The 19,770-nt window shown below is 75.2% G+C and carries 15 protein-coding genes; 9 read left to right on the top strand and 6 right to left on the bottom strand.

The genetic code is table 11. The features are described 5' to 3' along the window. Positions 1–59 precede the first annotated feature (59 nt). Together KUM42_RS04405 and KUM42_RS04410 are read right to left on the bottom strand one after the other, a co-directional pair. Positions 60–965: a hypothetical protein gene (locus KUM42_RS04405; RefSeq protein ID WP_237495280.1), complete on the bottom strand. Its 906-nt coding sequence runs from the start codon at positions 963–965 to the stop codon at positions 60–62. A gap of 89 nt (positions 966–1,054) precedes the next feature. Further along, positions 1,055–1,867, bottom strand: coding sequence for an SDR family oxidoreductase (locus KUM42_RS04410; protein ID WP_237495282.1), 813 nt, complete (start codon positions 1,865–1,867; stop codon positions 1,055–1,057). A gap of 206 nt (positions 1,868–2,073) precedes the next feature. Between KUM42_RS04410 and KUM42_RS04415 the strand changes: the two genes are divergently transcribed. The 5 genes from KUM42_RS04415 to KUM42_RS04435 are packed head-to-tail and all read left to right on the top strand — an operon-like array spanning position 2,074 to position 5,960. After that, positions 2,074–2,745, top strand: a complete 672-nt coding sequence (locus KUM42_RS04415; RefSeq protein ID WP_237495284.1) for a DUF4129 domain-containing protein — start codon at positions 2,074–2,076, stop codon at positions 2,743–2,745. Further along, positions 2,742–3,239, top strand: coding sequence for a hypothetical protein (locus KUM42_RS04420; protein WP_237495286.1), 498 nt, complete (start codon positions 2,742–2,744; stop codon positions 3,237–3,239). Before KUM42_RS04415 ends, KUM42_RS04420 begins: the two co-directional genes overlap by 4 nt. Next, positions 3,236–4,225, top strand: coding sequence for a MoxR family ATPase (locus tag KUM42_RS04425; RefSeq protein ID WP_237495288.1), 990 nt, complete (start codon positions 3,236–3,238; stop codon positions 4,223–4,225). The genes KUM42_RS04420 and KUM42_RS04425 overlap by 4 nt, the downstream gene beginning before the upstream one ends. Beyond that, positions 4,222–5,490, top strand: coding sequence for a DUF58 domain-containing protein (locus KUM42_RS04430; RefSeq protein ID WP_237495290.1), 1,269 nt, complete (start codon positions 4,222–4,224; stop codon positions 5,488–5,490). Before KUM42_RS04425 ends, KUM42_RS04430 begins: the two co-directional genes overlap by 4 nt. Next, positions 5,487–5,960, top strand: a complete 474-nt coding sequence (locus KUM42_RS04435; RefSeq protein WP_237495292.1) for a hypothetical protein — start codon at positions 5,487–5,489, stop codon at positions 5,958–5,960. The genes KUM42_RS04430 and KUM42_RS04435 overlap by 4 nt, the downstream gene beginning before the upstream one ends. 19 nt (positions 5,961–5,979) lie before the next feature. On the opposite strand, the gene KUM42_RS04440 is transcribed toward KUM42_RS04435, so the two are convergent. Then, the gene (locus KUM42_RS04440; RefSeq protein WP_237495293.1) at positions 5,980–6,777 is read right to left on the bottom strand and encodes a PrsW family intramembrane metalloprotease; all 798 of its coding nucleotides are present in this window, start codon (positions 6,775–6,777) and stop codon (positions 5,980–5,982) included. Between the two features lie 195 nt (positions 6,778–6,972). Between KUM42_RS04440 and KUM42_RS04445 the strand changes: the two genes are divergently transcribed. From KUM42_RS04445 to KUM42_RS04455, 3 genes are all read left to right on the top strand, one after another. Further along, positions 6,973–7,737, top strand: a complete 765-nt coding sequence (locus tag KUM42_RS04445; RefSeq protein ID WP_237495296.1) for a (Fe-S)-binding protein — start codon at positions 6,973–6,975, stop codon at positions 7,735–7,737. Continuing rightward, complete coding sequence (locus KUM42_RS04450) at positions 7,734–9,194, top strand: LutB/LldF family L-lactate oxidation iron-sulfur protein (protein ID WP_237495298.1); 1,461 nt, start codon at positions 7,734–7,736, stop codon at positions 9,192–9,194. Before KUM42_RS04445 ends, KUM42_RS04450 begins: the two co-directional genes overlap by 4 nt. A 70-nt stretch (positions 9,195–9,264) precedes the next feature. Beyond that, the gene (locus KUM42_RS04455; protein ID WP_237495300.1) at positions 9,265–9,894 is read left to right on the top strand and encodes an LUD domain-containing protein; all 630 of its coding nucleotides are present in this window, start codon (positions 9,265–9,267) and stop codon (positions 9,892–9,894) included. Between the two features lie 89 nt (positions 9,895–9,983). Here KUM42_RS04455 and KUM42_RS04460 read toward each other — a convergent pair whose 3' ends face one another. Continuing rightward, entirely contained in the window at positions 9,984–14,984 is a 5,001-nt protein-coding gene (locus KUM42_RS04460; protein ID WP_237495302.1) for a glycosyl hydrolase, read from the bottom strand. A gap of 167 nt (positions 14,985–15,151) precedes the next feature. Here KUM42_RS04460 and KUM42_RS04465 point away from each other — a divergent pair, with 167 nt between their 5' ends. Continuing rightward, positions 15,152–15,991 (top strand): metallophosphoesterase, encoded by an 840-nt coding sequence (locus KUM42_RS04465; protein WP_237495304.1) that lies wholly within the window; start codon positions 15,152–15,154, stop codon positions 15,989–15,991. 49 nt (positions 15,992–16,040) lie between these two features. Here the strand turns inward: KUM42_RS04465 and arr are convergent, their stop codons facing one another. Together arr and KUM42_RS04475 are read right to left on the bottom strand one after the other, a co-directional pair. Further along, complete coding sequence (gene arr, locus KUM42_RS04470) at positions 16,041–16,451, bottom strand: NAD(+)--rifampin ADP-ribosyltransferase (protein ID WP_237495306.1); 411 nt, start codon at positions 16,449–16,451, stop codon at positions 16,041–16,043. A gap of 344 nt (positions 16,452–16,795) precedes the next feature. Beyond that, the gene (locus tag KUM42_RS04475) at positions 16,796–19,705 is read right to left on the bottom strand and encodes a vitamin B12-dependent ribonucleotide reductase (protein ID WP_237495308.1); all 2,910 of its coding nucleotides are present in this window, start codon (positions 19,703–19,705) and stop codon (positions 16,796–16,798) included. Between the last annotated feature and the right edge of the window lie 65 nt (positions 19,706–19,770).

Below are 19,770 nucleotides of genomic sequence, written 5' to 3' on the forward strand. Positions count from 1 at the left end.
GTGCGTCCGGCCGTCGTGCGTCCGGCCGTCGTGCGGCAGGTCCGGTGCGGCGGGCTCCCTCAGGTCCCGGACGGGTCGCCGACGGCCTCGGCCAGCTGACGCACCCGGGCCTGCGCCCGCTCCCGGATCGCCACCGCCGTCTCCGCCCGGCGGACGGCGGCGTCCCGGCGGTCCTGCGCATCGGCGACCGCGGCGGCGGCCTCCTCGGCCTCACGCCGGGCCCGGCGCAGCTCCCGCTCCAGCCGCTCGACGCGCCGGCGGGCGCCGTCCTGCCGCTCGCCCACGGCGGTGACCTCCGCGTCGGCGGTCTCCGCGGCGGCCGCGGCGTCCGTGGCGACGGCGGCGGCGTCCTCCGCGTCCCGGCGGGCCTGGGCCAGCTCGCGGCGGGCCTGCTCGGCGGCCTCCCGGCGCCGCTGCTCCTCGGCCTCCCGGCGCTGCTGGTCGCCGTCCCGGCGGCGGTGCCCGGCCTCCCGCTCCCCCGCGGGTCGGGCCGTGCGCGCCGGCGCGGACGCACGCACCGGCGTCGCCACCGCACCACCGAGGTCGACCGGGCCGAGCCCGCTGTAGGACAGCGCGGTGGTGAGCCGGCCGGCCTGCAACGCCGCCCCGGCGCCGGGGTCGGCGACAGCGGCCCGCAGCGTCGCCTCCACCTGCTCGGCCACGGCGCTGCTCACGTCGTGGCCGTCGGTGTGGGCCAGGCCGCGCGCCTGCCGGGCGAGCGCGGCCACCAGCTGGTTGCGCTGCCGGCCCAGCTCGCGCAGCTGGTCACCCGAGAGGTTCACCTGCGCCGCGCGCAACAGCTCGGCCAGCTCGGCGAGCTGGGCGACCTCCTCGGGCTGCCGGCGCACGAGCAGGTTGCACACCCAGGCCGCGGTCGTGGGCTTCGGCAGCGCGGCGATCGCGGTGGCCAGCGGCCGGTCCCCCGCCGCCCGGGCGTCGTCCCGGGCGGCGGTGCGGGCGGCCACGAACTCCTCCGGCGGGACGCCGTACAGCTCCTCGGCGACGGCGTCGAGCTGCTCGTCGGGTCCCGCGTCCTCCGGCGAGGCGTCGTCGGTCAGGGGGTGCGCCAGTCGTCGGTGGTCATGTTCGAGCCGGCCATCGGGCCCATCTGCAGCATGCCCCCGTCGACCGGCCAGGAGGCGCCGTTGACGTAGGCGGCCGCGGGTGAGGCGAGGAAGGCGACCACCGCGGCGATCTCCCGGGCGTCGCCGGGGCGGGCGACCGGGATGCCGGGGCGGCGCTTGCCGGGCGCGGTCGGGTCCTCGTCCTCCTGGCCGGTCATCGGGGTGGCGATCTCCCCGGGCGCGACGGAGTTGACGGTGATGCCGGAGTCGGCGAGCTCCAGGGCCGCGACCTTGGTGAGCAGGCCGAGCCCGCCCTTGGCCGCGCAGTAGGCGCCCGCACCGACCCGCGGCTGGGTCTCGTGCACGCTGGTGATGTTGACGATCCGTCCGCCCCGGCCCGCGGCGAGCATCCGGCGGGCGGCACGCTGCAGGCACAGGAAGGCGCCGTTGAGGTCGGTGTCGAGCACCCTCAGCCAGTCCTCGTAGGCGGTGTCGACCAGCAGGGCGGCGTCGCCGGTGCCGGCGCAGTTGACCAGCACGTCGATGCCGCCGAGCGCCTCGGCCAGCTCGTCGACCACGTCGGCGGCGCCGGGCAGGGCCGTGAGGTCGAGGTGGCGCAGCTCGGCGCGGCGGCCGGTGGCCCGCACCTCGGCAGCGGTCGCCTCCCCGGCCGCCTGGTCGCGGTACCAGGTCAGGCCGACGTCGTGCCCGGCCTCGGCGAGGGCGACGGCGGTGGCCCGGCCGATGCCGGACTCCGATCCGGTGACGACGGCGACGCGCGGCGGCTGGCTGCTCTCGGTCATGGCCACGGCGCTACCCCGCGGGGCGCCGGCCGATGCAGCGGGTGCCCCCGGCGCGGGGGTGGGATCGATCCCTCGCCGGCCGACCGCGCCCCGGACCGGAGCCGGCCGGTGCGGCGTGCCATCGTGCTGTCACCGGGCCGGTCGCGGCCCCGTCGCGGACTGCGGGGGTGGGCGTGCAACCGGACGGTCAGGTCCGCCCCCCGCGCGTGCAGCTCGCTGCGGTCGCGGCGTCCGCCGTCCTGCTGGTGCTGCTGGTCGTCCTCGGGGTCAGCGCCCGGGGCGGCCCGTACACCGCACCCACGCCCGAGCGTCCGACCGCGACGTCGACCGCGCCGTTGCGCACCGGGGCACCCCTGCCCCCGCCGGCCGCAGCCGCGACGCCGAGCCGGGTGCCGGACGTGCGGCCGGGCAGCCCGGTGGTCGGCCAGGTGCTGCTCGTCGTCGTGGTCGGGCTGGTCCTGCTGGTCGCCGCACTGGGGATCGCGCGGCTGGTGCGCCACCTGCCCCGCCGGCTGCCCGACCGTGCCACCGGCAGCGCACCCCCGGGCCCGGAGGCGGCCCGGCCGCAGCTGACGACGGCGGTCGAGCGGGCGCTGCACGCGGTCGAGCAGCCCGTCGCGCGCGACGCCGTCGTCCAGGCCTGGCTGCTGCTCGGTGCGGCCGCCGCCGAGGCGGGGACCCCGGCGCTGCCGTCGGAGACCGCCGCCGAGTACGCCGCGCGCCTGGCCCGCGCACACCGGCTGCCCGCGCCGGCGCTGCACCACCTGGCCGAGCTCTACCGGGTCGCCCGCTTCTCCGAGCACCCCGTGGGCGAGCCGGAGCGCGACGACGCGCGCCGGGTGCTCACCGAGCTGCGCACCGGTCTGGCGGCCGGGTGAACGGCCGCTGGACGGCGCCGGCCTCGGTGCTGGGCGGCCTGGCGCTCGGGGCGGCCGTCGTCCCGGCCGCCGACTACGTCGGCACCGACGTCCCCTGGGCGATCGCCCTGGTCGCCGGGCTGGTGGCCGGTGCGCTGCTGGCGATCTGGCTGGGCACGCCCGCCACCGACCCGCTCCCGCCCGAGGACGAGCGCCCGCCCGGTCCCGACAGCAACGCCGGCCTCGGCGACCTGGGCGTGCTGGTGTTCACCCTCGACGGCGCCAGCCGCGACCCCGAGCGGTTCGAGACCCGGGTGCGCCCGCAGCTGGCCCGGCTAGCCGTCGACCGGATCTGGCACGCCCGCGGCCTGGACTGGCACACCCCTGAGGGCCGGGCCGCCGCCGAGCAGGTGGTCGGCCCGCACACCCGCGCCCTGCTCACCGCACCGCCGGGCAGCCTGCGGCTGACCCCGCAGGCGCTCTCCGACTGGACCGAGGAACTGGAGCAGCTGTGACCGAGGACCGACCCGCTCTCACCCCCGCGGCCACCGCCGAGCTGGGGGCCGCCGTCCTGGACCGGGTGGGGCAGGCGGTGGTCGGCAAGCGCGCCGAGCTCCAGCTGGTGCTGGCCGCGGTGCTGGCCGGTGGGCACGTGCTGCTGGAGGACGTGCCGGGGCTGGGCAAGACGCTGGCCGCCCGGTCCTTCGCCCAGGCGCTGGGGCTGTCGTTCCGGCGGCTGCAGTTCACCCCGGACCTGGTGCCCGCCGACGTCACCGGGTCCTTCGTCTACGACCAGGCGACCTCGGAGTTCGTCTTCCGGCCCGGTCCGCTGTTCGCCGGGCTGGTGCTGGCCGACGAGATCAACCGCACCCCGCCGCGCACGCAGAGCGCCCTGCTGGAGGCCATGCAGGAGCACCAGGTCACCGTCGAGGGCGAGACGTTCGCCCTCCCCGACCCGTTCTGCGTGCTGGCCACCGCCAACCCGGTCGAGCACGAGGGCACCTACCCGCTGCCGGAGGCGCAGCTGGACCGCTTCCTGCTGCGCGTCTCCTTCGGCTACCCGCCGCCGGAGGAGGAGTGGCAGGTGCTCACCCGCCGGCTGGGCCGCCGCCGCGAGGAGGTCACGCTCGAGCCGGTCACCGACGCCGCCGGGCTGCGGGCGATGCGGGCCGCGGTCGAGGCCGTGGACGTGGAGGAGTCGGTGAGCCGGTACTGCGTGGACCTGGTGACCGCGACCCGCAGCCGCCCCGAGGTGCAGGTCGGCGCCTCACCGCGGGGTGCGCTGGCGCTGCTGCTCACCGCCCGGGCGCTGGCGGTGCTGCGCGGGCGCGACTTCGTCGTCCCCGAGGACGTCAAGGACCTGGGCGTGGCGGCGCTGGCCCACCGGCTGACCCTCAAGCCCGAGACGTGGATGCAGCGGGTGACCCCGGTGTCGGTCGCGCGGGCGGTGCTGGCCGAGGTGCCGGTGCCCACGAGCACGCTCGCCGTCGTCCCCGGGTGAGCTGGCAGCCCACCGCGGCGCTGCTGCGGGTCAGCGTCCTGCCGGCGGTGACCGCCGTCGTGGCGGTGCTCGCCCACCGGCCCGACCTGCTGGCGATCGCCGCCCCGCTGGCGGTCGCCGCGCTCCCGCTGGTGCGGCGTCCGGGCAGCGCACCGGCGGCCGAGCTGGACGTCGACGACGAGACGCCGGCCGAGGGCAGCGACCTGCAGGCGGTCGTGCGGCTCACCGGGGTGGCCGGTGCGGAGACGGTGACCGCGGCGGTGCCCACGCCCGGCTGGGTGCGGTCGCGCACCGGGCGCCGCCCCGCCGGGGTCGTCGCCCCCGTCGGCGACCACGCCGAGCTGCCCTTCGACCTCACCGCCGCCCGGTGGGGCCGGTCCGACGTGGGCCCGGCGACCGTCAGCTGCTCGGCGGCCGGCGGCCTGCTCCGGTGGGGGCCGGCCGTGCTGCCCGCGCGGCGGGTGCGGGTGCTGCCGGTGGCCGAGCCGCACCGCGGGGCCACGCTGCTCCCCCGCGCGCGCACCGGTACCGGCCTGCACCGCTCACCGCGGCCGGGTGAGAGCTCCGAGCTCAACGGCGTGCGCGTGTTCGCCCCCGGTGACCGGATGCGGCGGGTCAACTGGCGGGTGTCGCTGCGGTCCGGCGAGCTGCACGTCAACGCCACCACCTCCGAGCGGAACGCCGACGTGCTGGTGCTGCTCGACGCCCGGTACGACGCCGGGGTCAGTGGCGGGCTGGCCGGGCGGGCCAGCGGGGTCGACGCCGCGGTGCGCGCCACCGCGGCCCTCACCGAGTTCTACCTGGGCCTGGGCGACCGGGTGGGGCTGATCGCCTGCAGCAGCCGGCTGCGGCAGCTGCCCGCGCGGGGCGGCCGCGGCCAGCTGCAGGCGGTGCTGGCCGCCCTGCTCGACGTCAGCGCACCGCGGCTCGGGGGCGCCGAACCCGCGCTGCCCGAGCCCGTCGGCATCGACCCGCAGGCGCTGGTGCTGGTCGTCAGCCCGCTGGTGGGCACCCGGGTGTTCGACCGGGCCGCCGCGCTGGGCCGCGGCGGGCACACCGTCGTCGTCCTCGACACCCTCCCCGACGACGCCGGCCCCACCGAGGTCGGGCCGTGGACCGCCCCGGCGCTGCGGCTGTGGCGGCTGGAGCGCAGCACCCGCATCGCGCAGCTGACCGCACTCGGGGTGCCCGTCGTCCCGTGGCGCGGGGCGTCGAGCCTGGACCAGACGCTGCTGGAGCTCACCCGTGCGGCGGCCCGGCGGTGACCGCCCGGGTGCTGGTCGCCGTCTGCGGGCTGGCCGCGCTGGCCCTGCCCGGGCCCTCGCTGGACCCGGTCGGGGTGGTGCTGACCGTGATCGGGCTGGTGGCGGTGTTCATCGCCGTGCAGCAGCCCGGGTCGGCCGCGCCGCTGGTGCTGATCGGCACCGCCACGCTCTCCTGGGTGGCCACCGGCGGCGACGCCGGCACCGCCCGGCTGCTGGCGCTGGCCGTCTGCACCGCGGTCGTGCACAGTGCGGCCGCGTTCGCCGCCGTCGTCCCGGCGCGCACGCCGGTCGCCGCGGCCGTCGTCCGGCGCTGGGTGCTGCGCACCGCCGCCACCACCCTCGCCGGCCTCGCCGTCGTCGGGGCGAGCACGCTGGTGCCGGCGACGTCGGCACCGGTGGCGACCGTGGTCGCCGGCCTGCTCGCCGCGCTGCTGCTGGGCTGCTGGGCGCTGGTGCCCCGCCGCCGCTGAAGGAGCTGCGCACGGGCGCTCAGACCGGCGCGAGCAGCCGACCGTCCAGCGGGTCACGGCGGTGCGGCGCGGCCAGCCGGTGGCTGGTGACCCCCAGCAGCGCCAGGCTGATCACGGCCAGGACGATATAGCCGACCGTGGAGCCCGACAGGTCCCAGGCGGTGTGCAGCGCGACGACCAGGGCGAAGGTGAGCACGAAGCGGCCCAGCGCCGCGGTGTGCCAGCGCCCGGCCGCGGCCTGCCACAGCGCGGCGGCGGCCAGCGCCGTCCAGGCCATGTGCGCGGCGGGGCTGAGGACCCCGCGCAGGAACAGCAGGTCGTCGACGACCTCAAGGTCGCCCCGGGACTGCACCAGGACGACGAAGGCGTAGCCCATCGTCTCCAGCACCGCGAAGCCGGCGCCGCAGGCGACGCCGAGCAGCAGGCCGTCGGCGGGGTGCCGGTTGCGGCGGACGGCCAGCAGCACCAGCGCCGGCACGATCAGCTTGGCCGCCTCCTCGATGAGGCCGACGGCGAGCATCGGCAGGGTGCCCAGCCGCTGCAGGGTGTTGTACTCGAGCACCCCGGCGGTCACGACGCCGATCACCCCGCCCACCAGCGCGGTGAGCAGGACCGTGCCCGCACCCGCGCCGAAGACCAGCCGCCGGCCGGCGATGAAGGTGACGAAGGCGGTCGGGACGACGGCGGCGCCCAGCAGGATCAGCGAGGGCAGCAGGTTCGGGTTGCTGGTGTCGGCGATCGCCCGGCGGATGAACTCGTAGAGCGCGGCGCCGCCGACCAGCACCAGCACCCAGGACCAGCGGCGTGCGTGCCCCATGGCGGGAGGACCTCTCGTCGTGTTCGGGCGGGCGCTGCTCACCCGCGGCCGCCGGCCGGGACGACGTCGTCGCGGGGGGCGCCCCAGCCTCCGTCATCCCGCCGGTCGCGGCCACCGCAGCAGGTCCCGCCCGCGCCGGCGCCGCGGGTAGCGTGCCCGGCGGGTGGTCGCCGTCACACCGCCCGGGGAGGCGCCATGAAGGTCTCGCTCTTCGCCACCTGCCTGGTGGACACCCTGACGCCGTCGGTCGGGACGGCCACCGGCCGGCTGCTGCAGCGGCTCGGCCAGGACGTCGTCGTCCCGCCCACGCAGGCCTGCTGCGGGCAGGTGCACGTCAACACCGGGTACCGGCGCGAGGCGCTGGGCATCGTCGCCAACCACGTGCGGGCCTTCGCCGGTGCCGAGGTGATCGTCGCGCCGTCCGGCTCGTGCGTGGCCTCGGTCCACCACCAGCAGGCCGCGGTCGCCCGGCGGGCCGGGGACGAGGCGCTGGCGCAGGCCGCGGAGGAGCTCGCCGGGCGCACGTACGAGCTGTCGCAGTTCCTGGTCGACGTCCTCGGGGTGACCGACGTCGGGGCGTACTACCCGCACCGGGTCACCCACCACCCGAGCTGCCACTCGCTGCGGCTGCTGGGGGTCGGTGACCGGCCGTTGCGGCTGCTGCGGGCGGTGCGCGGCCTGGAGCTGGTGGAGCTGCCCGGCGCCGAGCAGTGCTGCGGCTTCGGCGGCACCTTCGCGGTGAAGAACGCCGACACCTCCACCGCGATGCTCACCGACAAGATGGCGGCCGTGCTGTCCACGCACGCCGAGGTGTGCACCGCCGGCGACGCGTCCTGCCTGATGCACATCGGCGGCGGGCTGTCCCGGCTGCGCGCCGGCACCCGCACCGTCCACCTGGCCGAGATCCTGGCCGCGACGGAGCAGGACCAGGCACTGGTGACCGGGACGGTGACCGCGTGACCGCCGTGTTCCTCGGCCTGCCCACGGCCCCCCGGGGCGTCGGGCACCTGCGTGGCACCGAGTCCTTCCCGGACGCCGCCCGGCACGAGCTGCGCAACGGCCAGCTGCGGGCCAACCTCGGCCACGCGACGGCGACCATCCGCGGCAAGCGGGCCGGGGTGGTCGCCGAGGTGCCCGACTGGGAGCAGCTGCGGGTCGCCGGCAAGGCGATCAAGGCCGCGACCATGGCGCGGCTCGACGAGCACCTCGTCGAGCTGGAGCGCCAGGTGACCGCGCGCGGGGGCACCGTGCACTGGGCCCGCGACGCGCACGAGGCCAACGCGATCGTCACCGCCCTGGTGCAGGCCACCGGCAGCACCGAGGTGGTCAAGGTCAAGTCGATGGCCACCCAGGAGATCGGGCTCAACGAGGCGCTGGAGGCCGTGGGCCTGGACGTGTTCGAGACCGACCTGGCCGAGCTGATCGTGCAGCTGGCCGAGGACTCCCCCAGCCACATCCTGGTGCCGGCGATCCACAAGAACCGCGCCGAGATCCGGGAGGTCTTCGCCCGCACGATCCCCGGCGTGGACCCCGACCTGACCGACGACCCCCGCCAGCTGGCCATGGCGGCGCGCACCCACCTGCGCGAGCGGTTCCTGCGCGCCCGGGTCGCCGTCAGCGGGGCCAACTTCGCCGTCGCCGAGACCGGCACGCTGTCGGTGGTGGAGAGCGAGGGCAACGGCCGGATGTGCCTGACCCTCCCGCAGACGCTGATCACCGTGATGGGCATCGAGAAGGTGGTGCCCACCTGGACCGACCTCGAGGTGTTCCTGCAGCTGCTCCCCCGCTCCTCCACCGGCGAGCGGATGAACCCCTACACCTCGACCTGGGCCGGGGTCACCCCCGGCGACGGCCCGCAGGAGTTCCACCTGGTGCTGCTGGACAACGGCCGGACGGCGGTGCTGGCCGACGAGGTGGGCCGCGAGGCGCTGCACTGCATCCGCTGCTCGGCCTGCCTGAACGTCTGCCCGGTGTACGAGCGGACCGGCGGGCACGCCTACGGCTCGGTCTACCCCGGCCCGATCGGGGCCGTCCTGTCCCCGATGCTCACCGGCGTCGAGGACAACGCCTCGCTGCCGTTCGCCTCCTCGCTCTGCGGCGCCTGCTACGAGGTCTGCCCGGTGGCGATCGACATCCCCTCGATCCTGGTGCACCTGCGCGCCGAGCACGTCGAGGCGCAGGAGCGCCCGACCGCCGAGGCGCTCGCCTTCCGCGGTCTGGCCCGGGTGATGTCGCATCCCCGGCTGTGGCACCTGGCCCAGCGCGGCGCCCGGCTGGGCCGGCTCCTCGCACGCGGGAGGCCGACGCTGCCCAACGCCTTCCCGGGACCACTCTCGGGCTGGACCCGCAGCCGCGACCTGCCCACCCCGCCGGCGCGGACGTTCGTGCAGCAGTGGACCGAGGAGCACGGCCGATGACCCACTCCGCGGACGCTCGTGCTCTGCTGCCGCACCGGCAGCAGAGCACGAGCGTCGCCAGGAGCACCCGGTGAACGCCCGCGACGAGGTGCTGGCCCGGATCCGGACGGCGCTCGGCGAGACCCGCGCCCCGGTGCCGCAGGTGGTTCGCACCTACCGGCGGGCCGGGACCGCCCCCGCGGACGCCGCCCTGCTCGACCTGCTGGTCGACCGGGTCACCGACTACCGCGCCGACGTGCTGCGCTGCGCCCCGGACGAGATCGGCGCGACCGTGCGCGCCGCACTGGACCGCGGCCTGGGTGCCGGCTGGGCGGCGGCGGGCGTCGTCGTCGCGCCCGGCCTGGACGCCGCCTGGCGGCCCGAGGGCTGCGACGTGGACGACGACCGGCCCGCGGTGCAGCTGGCCGAGCGGGCCGCCGCCGTCACCGCGGTCGCGGTGGCGATCGCCGAGACCGGCACGCTGGTGCTCGACGGCTCCCCTGCCTGCGGGCGGCGGGCGCTGTCGCTGCTGCCCGACTGCCTGGTGTGCGTGGTGACCGTCGACCAGGTGGTCGCCGGGGTGCCCGAGGGCATCGCCGCCCTCGACCCGGTCCGGCCGCTGACGATGATCAGCGGCCCGTCGGCGACCAGTGACATCGAGCTGCAGCGGGTCGAGGGCGTGCACGGCCCGCGGCAGCTGTTCGTCGTCCTGGCCGGCTGACCGGCCGTACGCCCCGCCGGCTGACAGTCGGGATGACCGGCGTCGCGGTGGCTCTCCGGCCACCGCGACGCCGGCCCCCTCCTGCCAGGTCAGCCGCCGGTGACCGGCGACCAGACCCCGAGCTCCCACAGCGAGTAGCCGTACCCCGTTGCCCGGGTCAGCCCCTGCACCCGTACGTAGCGCGCGGACGCCGAGACGTCGTAGGCCGTCTCACCGACCGAGCCGGTGCGGTCGGGCCCGACCTGCTGCCAGGGCGCGTCGACGCTGTCACGCACCTGGATGCGGAAGGTCGCGGCGTGCGCGGCCTCCCAGTCGGTGGTGACCCGCGAGATGGGCGTGACCTGGCCCAGGTCGACCTGCACCCACTCGTCGTCATTGCCCCAGGCGCTGGACCAGCGGGTGGTGTGCCGGCCGTCGACCGCAGCGGCCAGCGGCGTCCCCTCCCACTCCACGGACGACGCGGTCACCTCCCGGCCGAGCGCCACGTCGCGCAGCGCCGGGGCCGGGGTCGGGGTCGGAGCCGGGGCGGCGGCCTGCGGGCGGACGCCGACCGTCGCGGTCCCGGCGACGCCGCCGACCGTGGCGGTGACCGTCGCCGCGCCCGACGCCGACGCGGTGAACCGGCCGGTGCCCTCGACCTGGCCGGTGGTGGCCGTCCAGGTCACCGGGGTGCCCGCCGTCAGCGGGCCACCGTTGCCGGCGGCGTCGAAGGCGTACGCGGTGAGCTGGGTGGTCACCCCGGCGAGCACGGTGCTCACCGGCGGGGTGACCAGCACGGTGGCCGGGGTGACCGCCGCCGCGCTGGGCGTGCCGTAGACCTCGACGCCGTAGGCCGAGTAGCCGTACTGCGTCAGCCGGGTCAGCCCGGTGATCCGGACGTACCGGCCGGTGGCGGCCACGACCAGGTCGTCGTCGCCGGCGTCGGTCTTGGTCACCGTCTGCACGGCGGCCGCGCCGCCGTCCGGGTCGTTCGAGACCGACAGCTGGTAGGTGCGCGCCGCGGCCCCCTCCCAGTCGACGTGCACCCGGCGGACGTCGTGCTCGGCGCCCAGGTCGATCTGCAGCCACTGGGCGTCGCTGCCGTGCACGGACTCCCAGCGGGTGTCGCTGCGGCCGTCCACGGCGAGGGCCGCGGTGTTGCCGCCGAGGGAGCTGCTGGCGGTGACGGCCTTGCCGCGCGCGACGTCGGCCAGCGGTGCGACCACGGCCACGACCGCGGAGCCGGTGGCCCCGTTCGCCGCGGTCGCCGTCACGTACCCGGCGCCGGTGCCGGCTGCGGTGAACCGGCCGCCGGCGACCGTGCCCGGCGCGGTCGTCGTCCAGGTGAGGTCCCCGGCCGCGACCGGGTCGCCGTACTGGTCCCGGCCGGTGGCGGTGAGCTCCAGCGACTGTCCGCTGACCACCTGCTGCCAGCCGGGGGTGACGGTCAGCGTGGTGAGCACCGGCGCCGGCGCGACCCGCAGGGTGTAGGCCTGGGTGACCCCGCCGCTGGTGGCGGTGACGGTCACCGGGTCGGCCTCGGTGGTGGCGGTGAGGACCCCGGCCGGGCTGATGGTGCCGCCGCCGGAGACCGCCCACCGGACGCCGTCCAGGGCGACGGTGGCGCCGTACTGGTCGACACCGGTCGCGGTGAAGGCGACGGTGCTGCCGGGCTGGACGGTGCGGACCGCACCCGGGGTGGTCACGTCGACGTGGTCGAGCGCGGCGTCCAGGTGGTGCCGCACGGTGCTGTGTGCCGGCACCCGGATGGTGCCGATCGTCCGTGCGGCCGCGCCGGTGCCCTCGTAGACCGGGTAGGCCTGCTCGGTGCCGGTGGGGTTGGTGACCACGTAGGTCCAGGTGCCGTCCTCGGCCCGGTAGACCTGGCTCAGCGGCGCGCCGGTGTGCCGGTCGAGGGTCTCGGTGCCGGTGCCCAGGTTCGACATCGCGTTCCAGTAGACGATCCCGGCCATCGACTGCGACGTCGCCACCGGGTCCTGGGCCTGCCACAGCGCGTCGCTGATGTCGACGTACTGGGCGGGGTCGGCCTGGGCGAGGTAGCCCAGCAGCACGTTGCCCAGCGCGTCACCGATCCGGCTGTAGACAGCCGCGGCCTGCGCGGTGTCCTCGCCGGGGGTGTAGTCGCCGGCGTCGTAGGCGTACAGCGCCCTCGCCACCGCGGGGTCGGCCACGTAGCCGGTCGACAGCCGCTGGAAGACCGGCCAGGCCGGCCCCCACGTCCGCGGGTCGGCGTCCGGCTTGTCCGCCGGCGGGGCGATCGGGGTCAGGGCGGCGGGCAGCGCGGCCGGCGTCCACACGTCGGCCGGGAAGGCAAGCGTGCCGTCGGCGGCCACCGTCACCAGCAGCCGACCGTCGACGACCAGCGGGTTGTCCGGCGTCATCGCCGTCACATATGCCGGGTTGTGCAGGTACGCCGTCCGGACGGCGTCCTGCAGGCTCCCGATCGCGGCGTTGCGGTCGAGGGTGATCTTCGTGTCGCCGTAGGTGCCGACGCCGTACCAGCTCTTGGCCGCCGCCTGGAGCTTGCCGGCGACGTCGCCGGGCACCCCGGCGGCGAGCGCGGCCGGACGCAGCGCGAACAGGTCGGTCAGCCGCGAGCGGGAGAACGCGGGGTCCCAACCGAGGTAGTTGAACCACGGGGCGGTCGGCATCCACTGGATGCCGTAGGTCCAGGCCGGGTCGCCGGAGAAGTAGTTGGCGAAGGTCGGGCCGCTGTCGAAGACGATGCCGGCGGTGGTGTGGGTGAAGGCCGCCGGGTAGGTCGAGGGCCCCTGCGGGTGGCTGGCGGCGGGGCTGCCGACGGCGTCGAGCCAGTACTGCCGCACCGAGGCGCGCTCGGTGACGTAGCCCATCGCCCCCTCGGCCTGCATGTCGGCGTTGCCGAGCACGCTGCCCAGCAGGTAGAGCCCGGCCCACGACTGGACCGCCTCGGAGCTGGACTCCTGGTTGTTGCCGCCGGGTGAGCTGAAGCCGCCGGCGTAGGAGTGGCCCTCGAAGGTGTCGAAGGTGCGCTGGTAGGGGAAGTCGTCGTCGTCGCGGTCCCAGTTGGCGTACTGCTTGGCCACCAGGGTCGCCATGTCGCCGTACTGGTCGGTGAACGTCGGGTCGGTCAGCCCGAGCAGCGCGGTGGCCAGGGTGAAGTAGCCGTAGTGGAAGTGGTTGTCGGTGAACTGGTACGAGCCGTAGGAGTCACCGAAGCCGATGAGCGCCTTCCAGGTGTCGTACCGGGCGAAGTAGTGCTCCTTCTCCCCCGGCGTGTACGTGTACCAGTCGGTCAGCGCGGTGCGCAGCGTCGACTGCAGCTTCGTGAAGGCCTCGGTGTCGCCGATCTGCTGGGCGATGAGCATGTACTCGGCGTACTGCTGCAGGTCCTTGCCGCCCCAGTAGGTGTCGCCGCCGTAGGTGGTGCGCTCGGCGTACTCGTCGACGTAGCGCTTCATCCGCGCCGGGTCGTACTCCGGTGCGGTCGGCAGCGCGGCCAGCGGGCTGATGCCGCTGAACGGGTAGGTCACCGTCCACGGCCGGTCGCCGACGGTCGTCTTCATCGGCCCGCGCGGGGTGGCGTAGCCGAACGCGGCGAACTGCAGGTCGGTCGTCGTCTCCACGTAGTGGTGCGGCAGCCAGCCCTGCACGGTGGCGGTGCTGGTGCCCTCGAGGGCATCGGCCTGCGTCGTCCAGGTCTCGGTGACCGTGCCGGCGGCCTGGTCGTAGACCGAGTCCATCGAGACGTCGCGCGGGACGGCGAAGGCGGTCCGGTGCAGGTCGTCGAGCGTCGCACCGGTGGCCGGGACGGCGCTGACGACGAGGTGGGCGACGGGGGTCTCGGCGGTGAGGACGTCGCCGGCGCGGGAGAAGGTGGTGCCCACGGGCACGTGGACGCCGTAGGTGCGGCCGCCCTGCGTGACGGCGAACCGGTCGGTAGTGACCGGGAAGGTGATCGGCGTCCCGGTCGAGGTGGTGACCACCGCACCCGGGGCGAGGGTGAGCCGCGGGGCCATGTCGGTGTACTCGAACCACGTGTAGGGCATGCCGCGCGAGGCGGTCACGTCGACGTGCTGGCTACCGCCGGTCTGGGTCATCCGCCAGCTGACGTTCTGGTCGCCCCAGCGCAGCGCCTTGGCGCTGTCGGCCCGGAACGCGGGGTCGAAACGGGTGTCCAGGCCCGTGGCCTGGTCGGTGAGCACGACCTGGTCCAGCAGCACGTGCGCCCACCCGGCACCCAGGGTGTCGACCACCCGGACCTGCGCCTGCCGGCCGGTGTACGCCGACAGGTCCCAGGTCACCCAGCGCAGCGTCTCGGAGTCCTGGCCCGTGGCCGACTGCACGACCCGGCCGTCGACGACGAGCTGCACCTCCTCCGTGCCCGGGTGGTTGCCACCGCCCACCATGAGGCCGGCGAACGCGTGGTCCACGGTGAAGGCAGGCGAGGTGAGCGTGCCGGTGGCGCCGTCGCCGCGGGCGTCGGTGAAGGAGTTGGCCAGGCCGGTGCCGAGGAAGCCCGCGACCGCGCTCTGGCCCCGGCTGGTGCCGGGCGAGGGCAGCGTGCCGAAGGCGTCGCCGGTGGTGGTCCAGCCGCGCGCGCCGGTCGCGGAGTCGAAGTCGGCGAGGACGACGTCGCCGGGGGCCGGCTGCGGGGTGACGGTGCCGCCGACGACGAGCGGCTGCTCGAGCTTCATCGCGGTGCCGTCGGCGTTCCACTGCGTCGGGTAGGTGACCTTCGTGCCGGTCTGGCTGTTGGAGACGACCAGCGGGTCGGCCCACAGGTCACCGGAGTACCGGCTCACGACGAGGTCGGTCCACCAGGCGTTGGTCGGGACCGGCTCGCCGTCCTGGCTGGAGTCGATGAACAGCTGCTGGTCGACGGTGGCCGACACGGTCGGCGTGTGGCCGGCGTCCAGGGAGGCCGGGGGCGCGGCGGCGTAGGAGCCGCTGCCGACGGCGACGACCGACGGGTCGCCGGGGGCGGCCTGCGCGGCGGGCGCGGCCAGCACGAGCGGGACAGCGCCCAGCGCGGTGGCCGCGGCGAGCGCTCCGGCGAGCCGCGGGAGGCTCCGGGAGGGCCGCCGGCGTGAGGGGGTGGCGCTCAGCACGGATGGACAGGAGAGTCAGCGGAAGTCACGGCGCGTGACCCTACGCACGCTGTGTGTCACCAATGTTGCCGGGGGCAGCCCGCTAGGCGAACAGCAGGTGCCCTCGTCCGGCCGCCGTCCCGGCCCGCCGGACAGCCGCCCGGTGCGCCGCGGGCACGATGGACGCCGTGGGACGAGTGGCGGTCATCGGTGACATCGGCGGGCACCTCGCGCAGCTGAGCCGGGCGCTGCGGCGGCTGGGTGCCGACCCGGGCACGCTCCGCCTGCCGGCCGACCTGCAGGTCGTGCAGGTCGGCGACCTCGTCCACCGCGGCCCGGACTCCGCCGGTGTGGTGGCACTGGTCGACCGGCTGCTGGCCGACCAGCCCGGGCAGTGGCACCAGCTGGCCGGCAACCACGAGGGCCAGTACGTGGACGTGCCCGCCTTCGACTGGCCGGAGACGGTCCCCGCCGGGGCGCAGGAGACGATGCGCCGCTGGTGGGCGACCGGCGCGATGCGGGTCGCCGCGGCGGTCACCCTCGGCGACGGGGAGCAGGTGCTGGTCAGCCACGCCGGGCTGACGTCGGGGTTGCACCGCTGCCTCGGCCGCCCCCGGACCGCCGACGACGCCGCCGCCGCGCTGAACGGGCTGCGCGGGACCCACCCGGCGGTGCTGTGGCGGGCCGGCGCGATGCTCGGCGGCGGCCCGCCCGACCTCACGGCCGGCCCGATGTGGGCCGAGGCCGGCGCCGAGCTCGCCGCGTCCTGGGTCGCCGACGAGGTGCTGGGCGTGCGGATGCCCTTCACCCAGGTGCACGGCCACTCCAGCGTGGTCGGCCACGAGCGCGGCGAGCCGGTGCTGCGCGCGCCCGAGCTGCGCGACCGGATCCAGCTGCAGCGGGACGACCGGCACGTCGCGGTCAGCGTGGCCGGCGAGCTGCTGATCGGCGTCGACCCCGGCTTCGGCCGCACCGCGCACTCACGCTGGGCACCGCTGGTGTTCGCCGACGCCACCGTCACCGGCTGACCGTCGCCCTCACGTCACCGGGTGGTCCCGGCGTGGGGAGGGCGGTGCCTCAGTTGATGATCTCGCCGGAGCGGAGCGCGGACAGGCGGTCCCGCCACAGCTGCAGCGCCCCCGGGGTCAGCCTGGTCCAGTCGGTGACCTCCCCGACGACCCGCAGCGGTGCGCTGCTGCGGTAGGACCGGGTGGGGTTGCCGGGGAACTTCTTGTCGGTCACGTTCGGGTCGTCCTCGAACGGCCCGGTCGGCTCGACCTCGTAGACGCGCGGGTCGCCGCCACCGGCGAGCTCCACGGCCAGTTCCGCCGCGAGGCCGGCGCCGTCCCGGAGCGCGGTGAAGTAGACGTGGTTCATCACGACGTCGGGGCGGTAGTTGGACCGGAAGCCGGGCGTCAGGAGGTCACCGACCCGGAGGTCGGCCCTGGTCCCGTGGAAGAACGGCCCGTCGGCCGGCGTCCGGCTCATCGCGCCACCGTAGGCCGGACTCCCCCGTCCCGGGGTGCGCCGGGCGGGGTCCTCGCGTGGGCGGACAGCTGCACGGGCCACAGACGGGTCGTCCAGACCACTGGGCGCGAGGCCGGACCTCCGGCACCGCTGCCGGTGGGGTCCTCACCGGGATCGGCGGTCCGTCGGCTGCCCGGGCCGGGTGGGGCGCCGGCCGAGGGGGTCCGGACAGACCTCCGGCCCGGGGCCCTGGGGGAACAGGGCGCCGGGCCGGAGGTCAGGCGGTCGTGACCCGGGCCGCCGCCCGCGCCGGTCCGAGGTCAGGGGACCGGCGCGGGCTCAGCGGACGCCCGGGGCGGACGACGTCAGCTGCAGCCGCTGGTGGAGCCGCAGCCCTCGCAGACGTAGCAGCTGCCGGCGGGGCGCATCTTCGTGCCGCAGGTCATGCACAGCGGCGCGTCGGTGGCGGTGCCGGTGACCAGCTCGAGCAGCTCGGCGGAGGAGTGGGCCTCCTTGATCGCCTTCTTGGGGGACTCCTTCACCACCGGTGCCTCGGCCTTGGCCGGGGCCTCGGCGTGGGTCTCGGTCGGCGCGGAACCCCGCAGGGCCTCCAGGTCGACGTCGTCCTCGCTGACCTCGGGGGTCGAGGCCGAGGTGCCGTAGGAGCCGGCGACCTGCTCGGCCCGCTCCTCGGCGGAGAAGATCCCCAGCCCGGCGCGGGTCTCGGCGGGCAGGTGGTCCAGCGCCAGGCGACGGAAGATGTAGTCCATGACCGACTGGGCGATCCGGATGTCCGGGTCGTCGGTCATGCCGGCGGGCTCGAAGCGCATGTTGGTGAACTTCTGGATGTAGGTCTCCAGCGGCACCCCGTGCTGCAGGGCCAGGGAGATCCCGATCGAGAAGGCGTCCATCACGCCGGCCAGGGTCGAGCCCTGCTTGCCCAGCTTGAGGAAGACCTCACCGAGGCTGCCGTCCTCGTACATGCCGGCGGTCATGTAGCCCTCGGCGCCGGCGACGCTGAAGGACGTGGTGACGCTGGTGCGCTTCTTCGGCAGGCGCTTGCGCACCGGGTGGGCCAGGGCGGTGGCCGCCGGGGCGACCTCGGCCACGGCGACCTCGTCCTTGGTGCCGTCGTTCTTGCCCTTGCCACCGGACAGCGGCTGGCCGACCTTGCAGTTGTCGCGGTAGATGGCGAGGGCCTTGATGCCCATCTTCCAGCCCTGGAAGTAGATGTCGGCGACCTCTTCGACCGTGGCCGACTCGGGCATGTTGACCGTCTTGCTGATCGCGCCGGAGATGAACGGCTGGACCGCGGCCATCATGCGGACGTGGCCCATCGGGGAGATGGCGCGCTCGCCCATCGCGCAGTCGAAGACCGCGTAGTGCTCCGGGCGCAGGCTCGGGGCGTCGACGACGTGGCCGTGCTCGGCGATGTACTCGACGATCGCCTCGACCTGCTCGTCCTGGTAGCCCAGGCTCGTCAGCGCCCGCGGCACCGTCTGGTTGACGATCTGCATGGAGCCGCCGCCGACCAGCTTCTTGAACTTGACCAGCGAGAAGTCCGGCTCGATGCCGGTCGTGTCGCAGTCCATCATGAAGCCGATGGTGCCGGTGGGGGCCAGCACGGAGGCCTGCGCGTTGCGCCAGCCGTTCTCCGCGCCGATGGCCAGGCCCTCCTGCCACTGGGTCGTGGCGACCTTGAGCACGTCGGCGTCGTCGGCGCCGACCGGGCGGATCGCGTCGTTGGCCGCGGCGTGCTTGCGCATGACCCGGGTGTGGGCGTCGGCGTTGCGGGCGAAGCCGTCGTAGGCGCCGACGATGCCGGCCAGCTCGGCCGAGCGGCGGTAGGCGGTGCCGGTCATCAGCGACGTGATCGCTGCGGCGAGCGACTGGCCACCGCGGGAGTCGTAGGCGTGGCCGGTGGCCATCAGCATCGCGCCGAGGTTGGCGTAGCCGATGCCCAGCTGGCGGTAGGCCCGCGTGGTCTCACCGATCGGGGCGGTCGGGAAGTCGGCGAAGCAGATCGAGATGTCCATCGCGGTGATGATCAGCTCGACGGACTTCACGAAGTTCTTGGAGTCGAAGGTGCCGTCGTCCTTGAGGAACTTCATGAGGTTCAGCGACGCCAGGTTGCACGAGCTGTTGTCCAGGCTCATGTACTCCGAGCACGGGTTCGAGGCGTTGATCCGCCCCGTCTCGGGGTTGGTGTGCCAGTCGTTGATCGTGTCGTCGTACTGGATGCCCGGGTCGGCGCACTCCCAGGCGGCCTGAGTGACCTTGCCGAACAGCTCGCGGGCGTCGACGGTCTCGATGACCCGGTTGTCCTCGCGGGCCCGCAGCCCGAACTCCGAGCCGCTCTCGACCGCGCGCATGAACTCGTCGTTGACGCGGACGGAGTTGTTGGCGTTCTGGTACTGGACGCTGGTGATGTCCTTGCCGCCGAGGTCCATGTCGTACCCGGCGTCCCGCAGCGCGCGGATCTTGTCCTCCTCGCGCGCCTTGGTCTCGATGAACTCCTCGATGTCGGGGTGGTCGATGTCGAGGACGACCATCTTCGCCGCGCGGCGGGTGGCGCCACCGGACTTGATGGTGCCGGCGGAGGCGTCGGCGCCGCGCATGAAGGAGACCGGGCCCGACGCGGTGCCACCGGAGGACAGCAGCTCCTTGGAGGAGCGGATGCGGGAGAGGTTCAGGCCGGCACCGGAGCCGCCCTTGAAGATCAGGCCCTCCTCGCGGTACCAGTTGAGGATCGAGTCCATCGTGTCGTCGACGGCCAGGATGAAGCAGGCGCTGACCTGCTGCGGCGAGGCGGTGCCGACGTTGAACCAGACCGGGGAGTTGAAGCTGAACACCTGGTGCATGAGCATCCAGGTCAGCTCGTGCTCGAAGACCTCGGCGTCCTCGTCGGTGGCGAAGTACCCGTGCTCGCGGCCGGCCGCACCGTAGGTCAGCACGACCCGGTCGATGAGCTGGCGCAGGCTGGTCTCGCGCTGCGGGCTGCCGACGGCGCCACGGAAGTACTTCGTGGTGACGATGTTGGTGGCGTTGATGCTCCACTCGGAGGGGAACTCGACCCCGCGCTGCTCGAAGTTGATCGAGCCGTCCCGCCAGTTGGTCATGACGACGTCGCGGCGCTCCCACACGACCTCGTCGTAGGGGTGCACCCCAGCGGTGGTGAAGACCCGCTTGACCTTCAGGCCCTTCCCCCGGGTGGGGGTCTTGCCCGCGGTGCGGCGGTTCCGGCTGGGAGAGAGGCGGTCGGCTGTCTCGGTCAAAGCGTGCTCCCCTGGTGAGGCGTGCTGAACTGGATGGCTGCAGGTCCGGCGGTTGCCGGGAGCCG

This window comes from Modestobacter sp. L9-4, assembly GCF_019112525.1.
Lineage (GTDB): Bacteria > Actinomycetota > Actinomycetes > Mycobacteriales > Geodermatophilaceae > Modestobacter.

Coding starts and splice junctions, on each gene's coding strand:
- KUM42_RS04410 (WP_237495282.1), bottom strand. CDS start 1,867: ATGACCGAGAGCAGCCAGCCGCCGCGCGTCGCCGTCGTCACCGGATCG.
- KUM42_RS04445 (WP_237495296.1), top strand. CDS start 6,973: ATGAAGGTCTCGCTCTTCGCCACCTGCCTGGTGGACACCCTGACGCCG.
- KUM42_RS04440 (WP_237495293.1), bottom strand. CDS start 6,777: ATGGGGCACGCACGCCGCTGGTCCTGGGTGCTGGTGCTGGTCGGCGGC.
- arr (WP_237495306.1), bottom strand. CDS start 16,451: ATGAGCCGGACGCCGGCCGACGGGCCGTTCTTCCACGGGACCAGGGCC.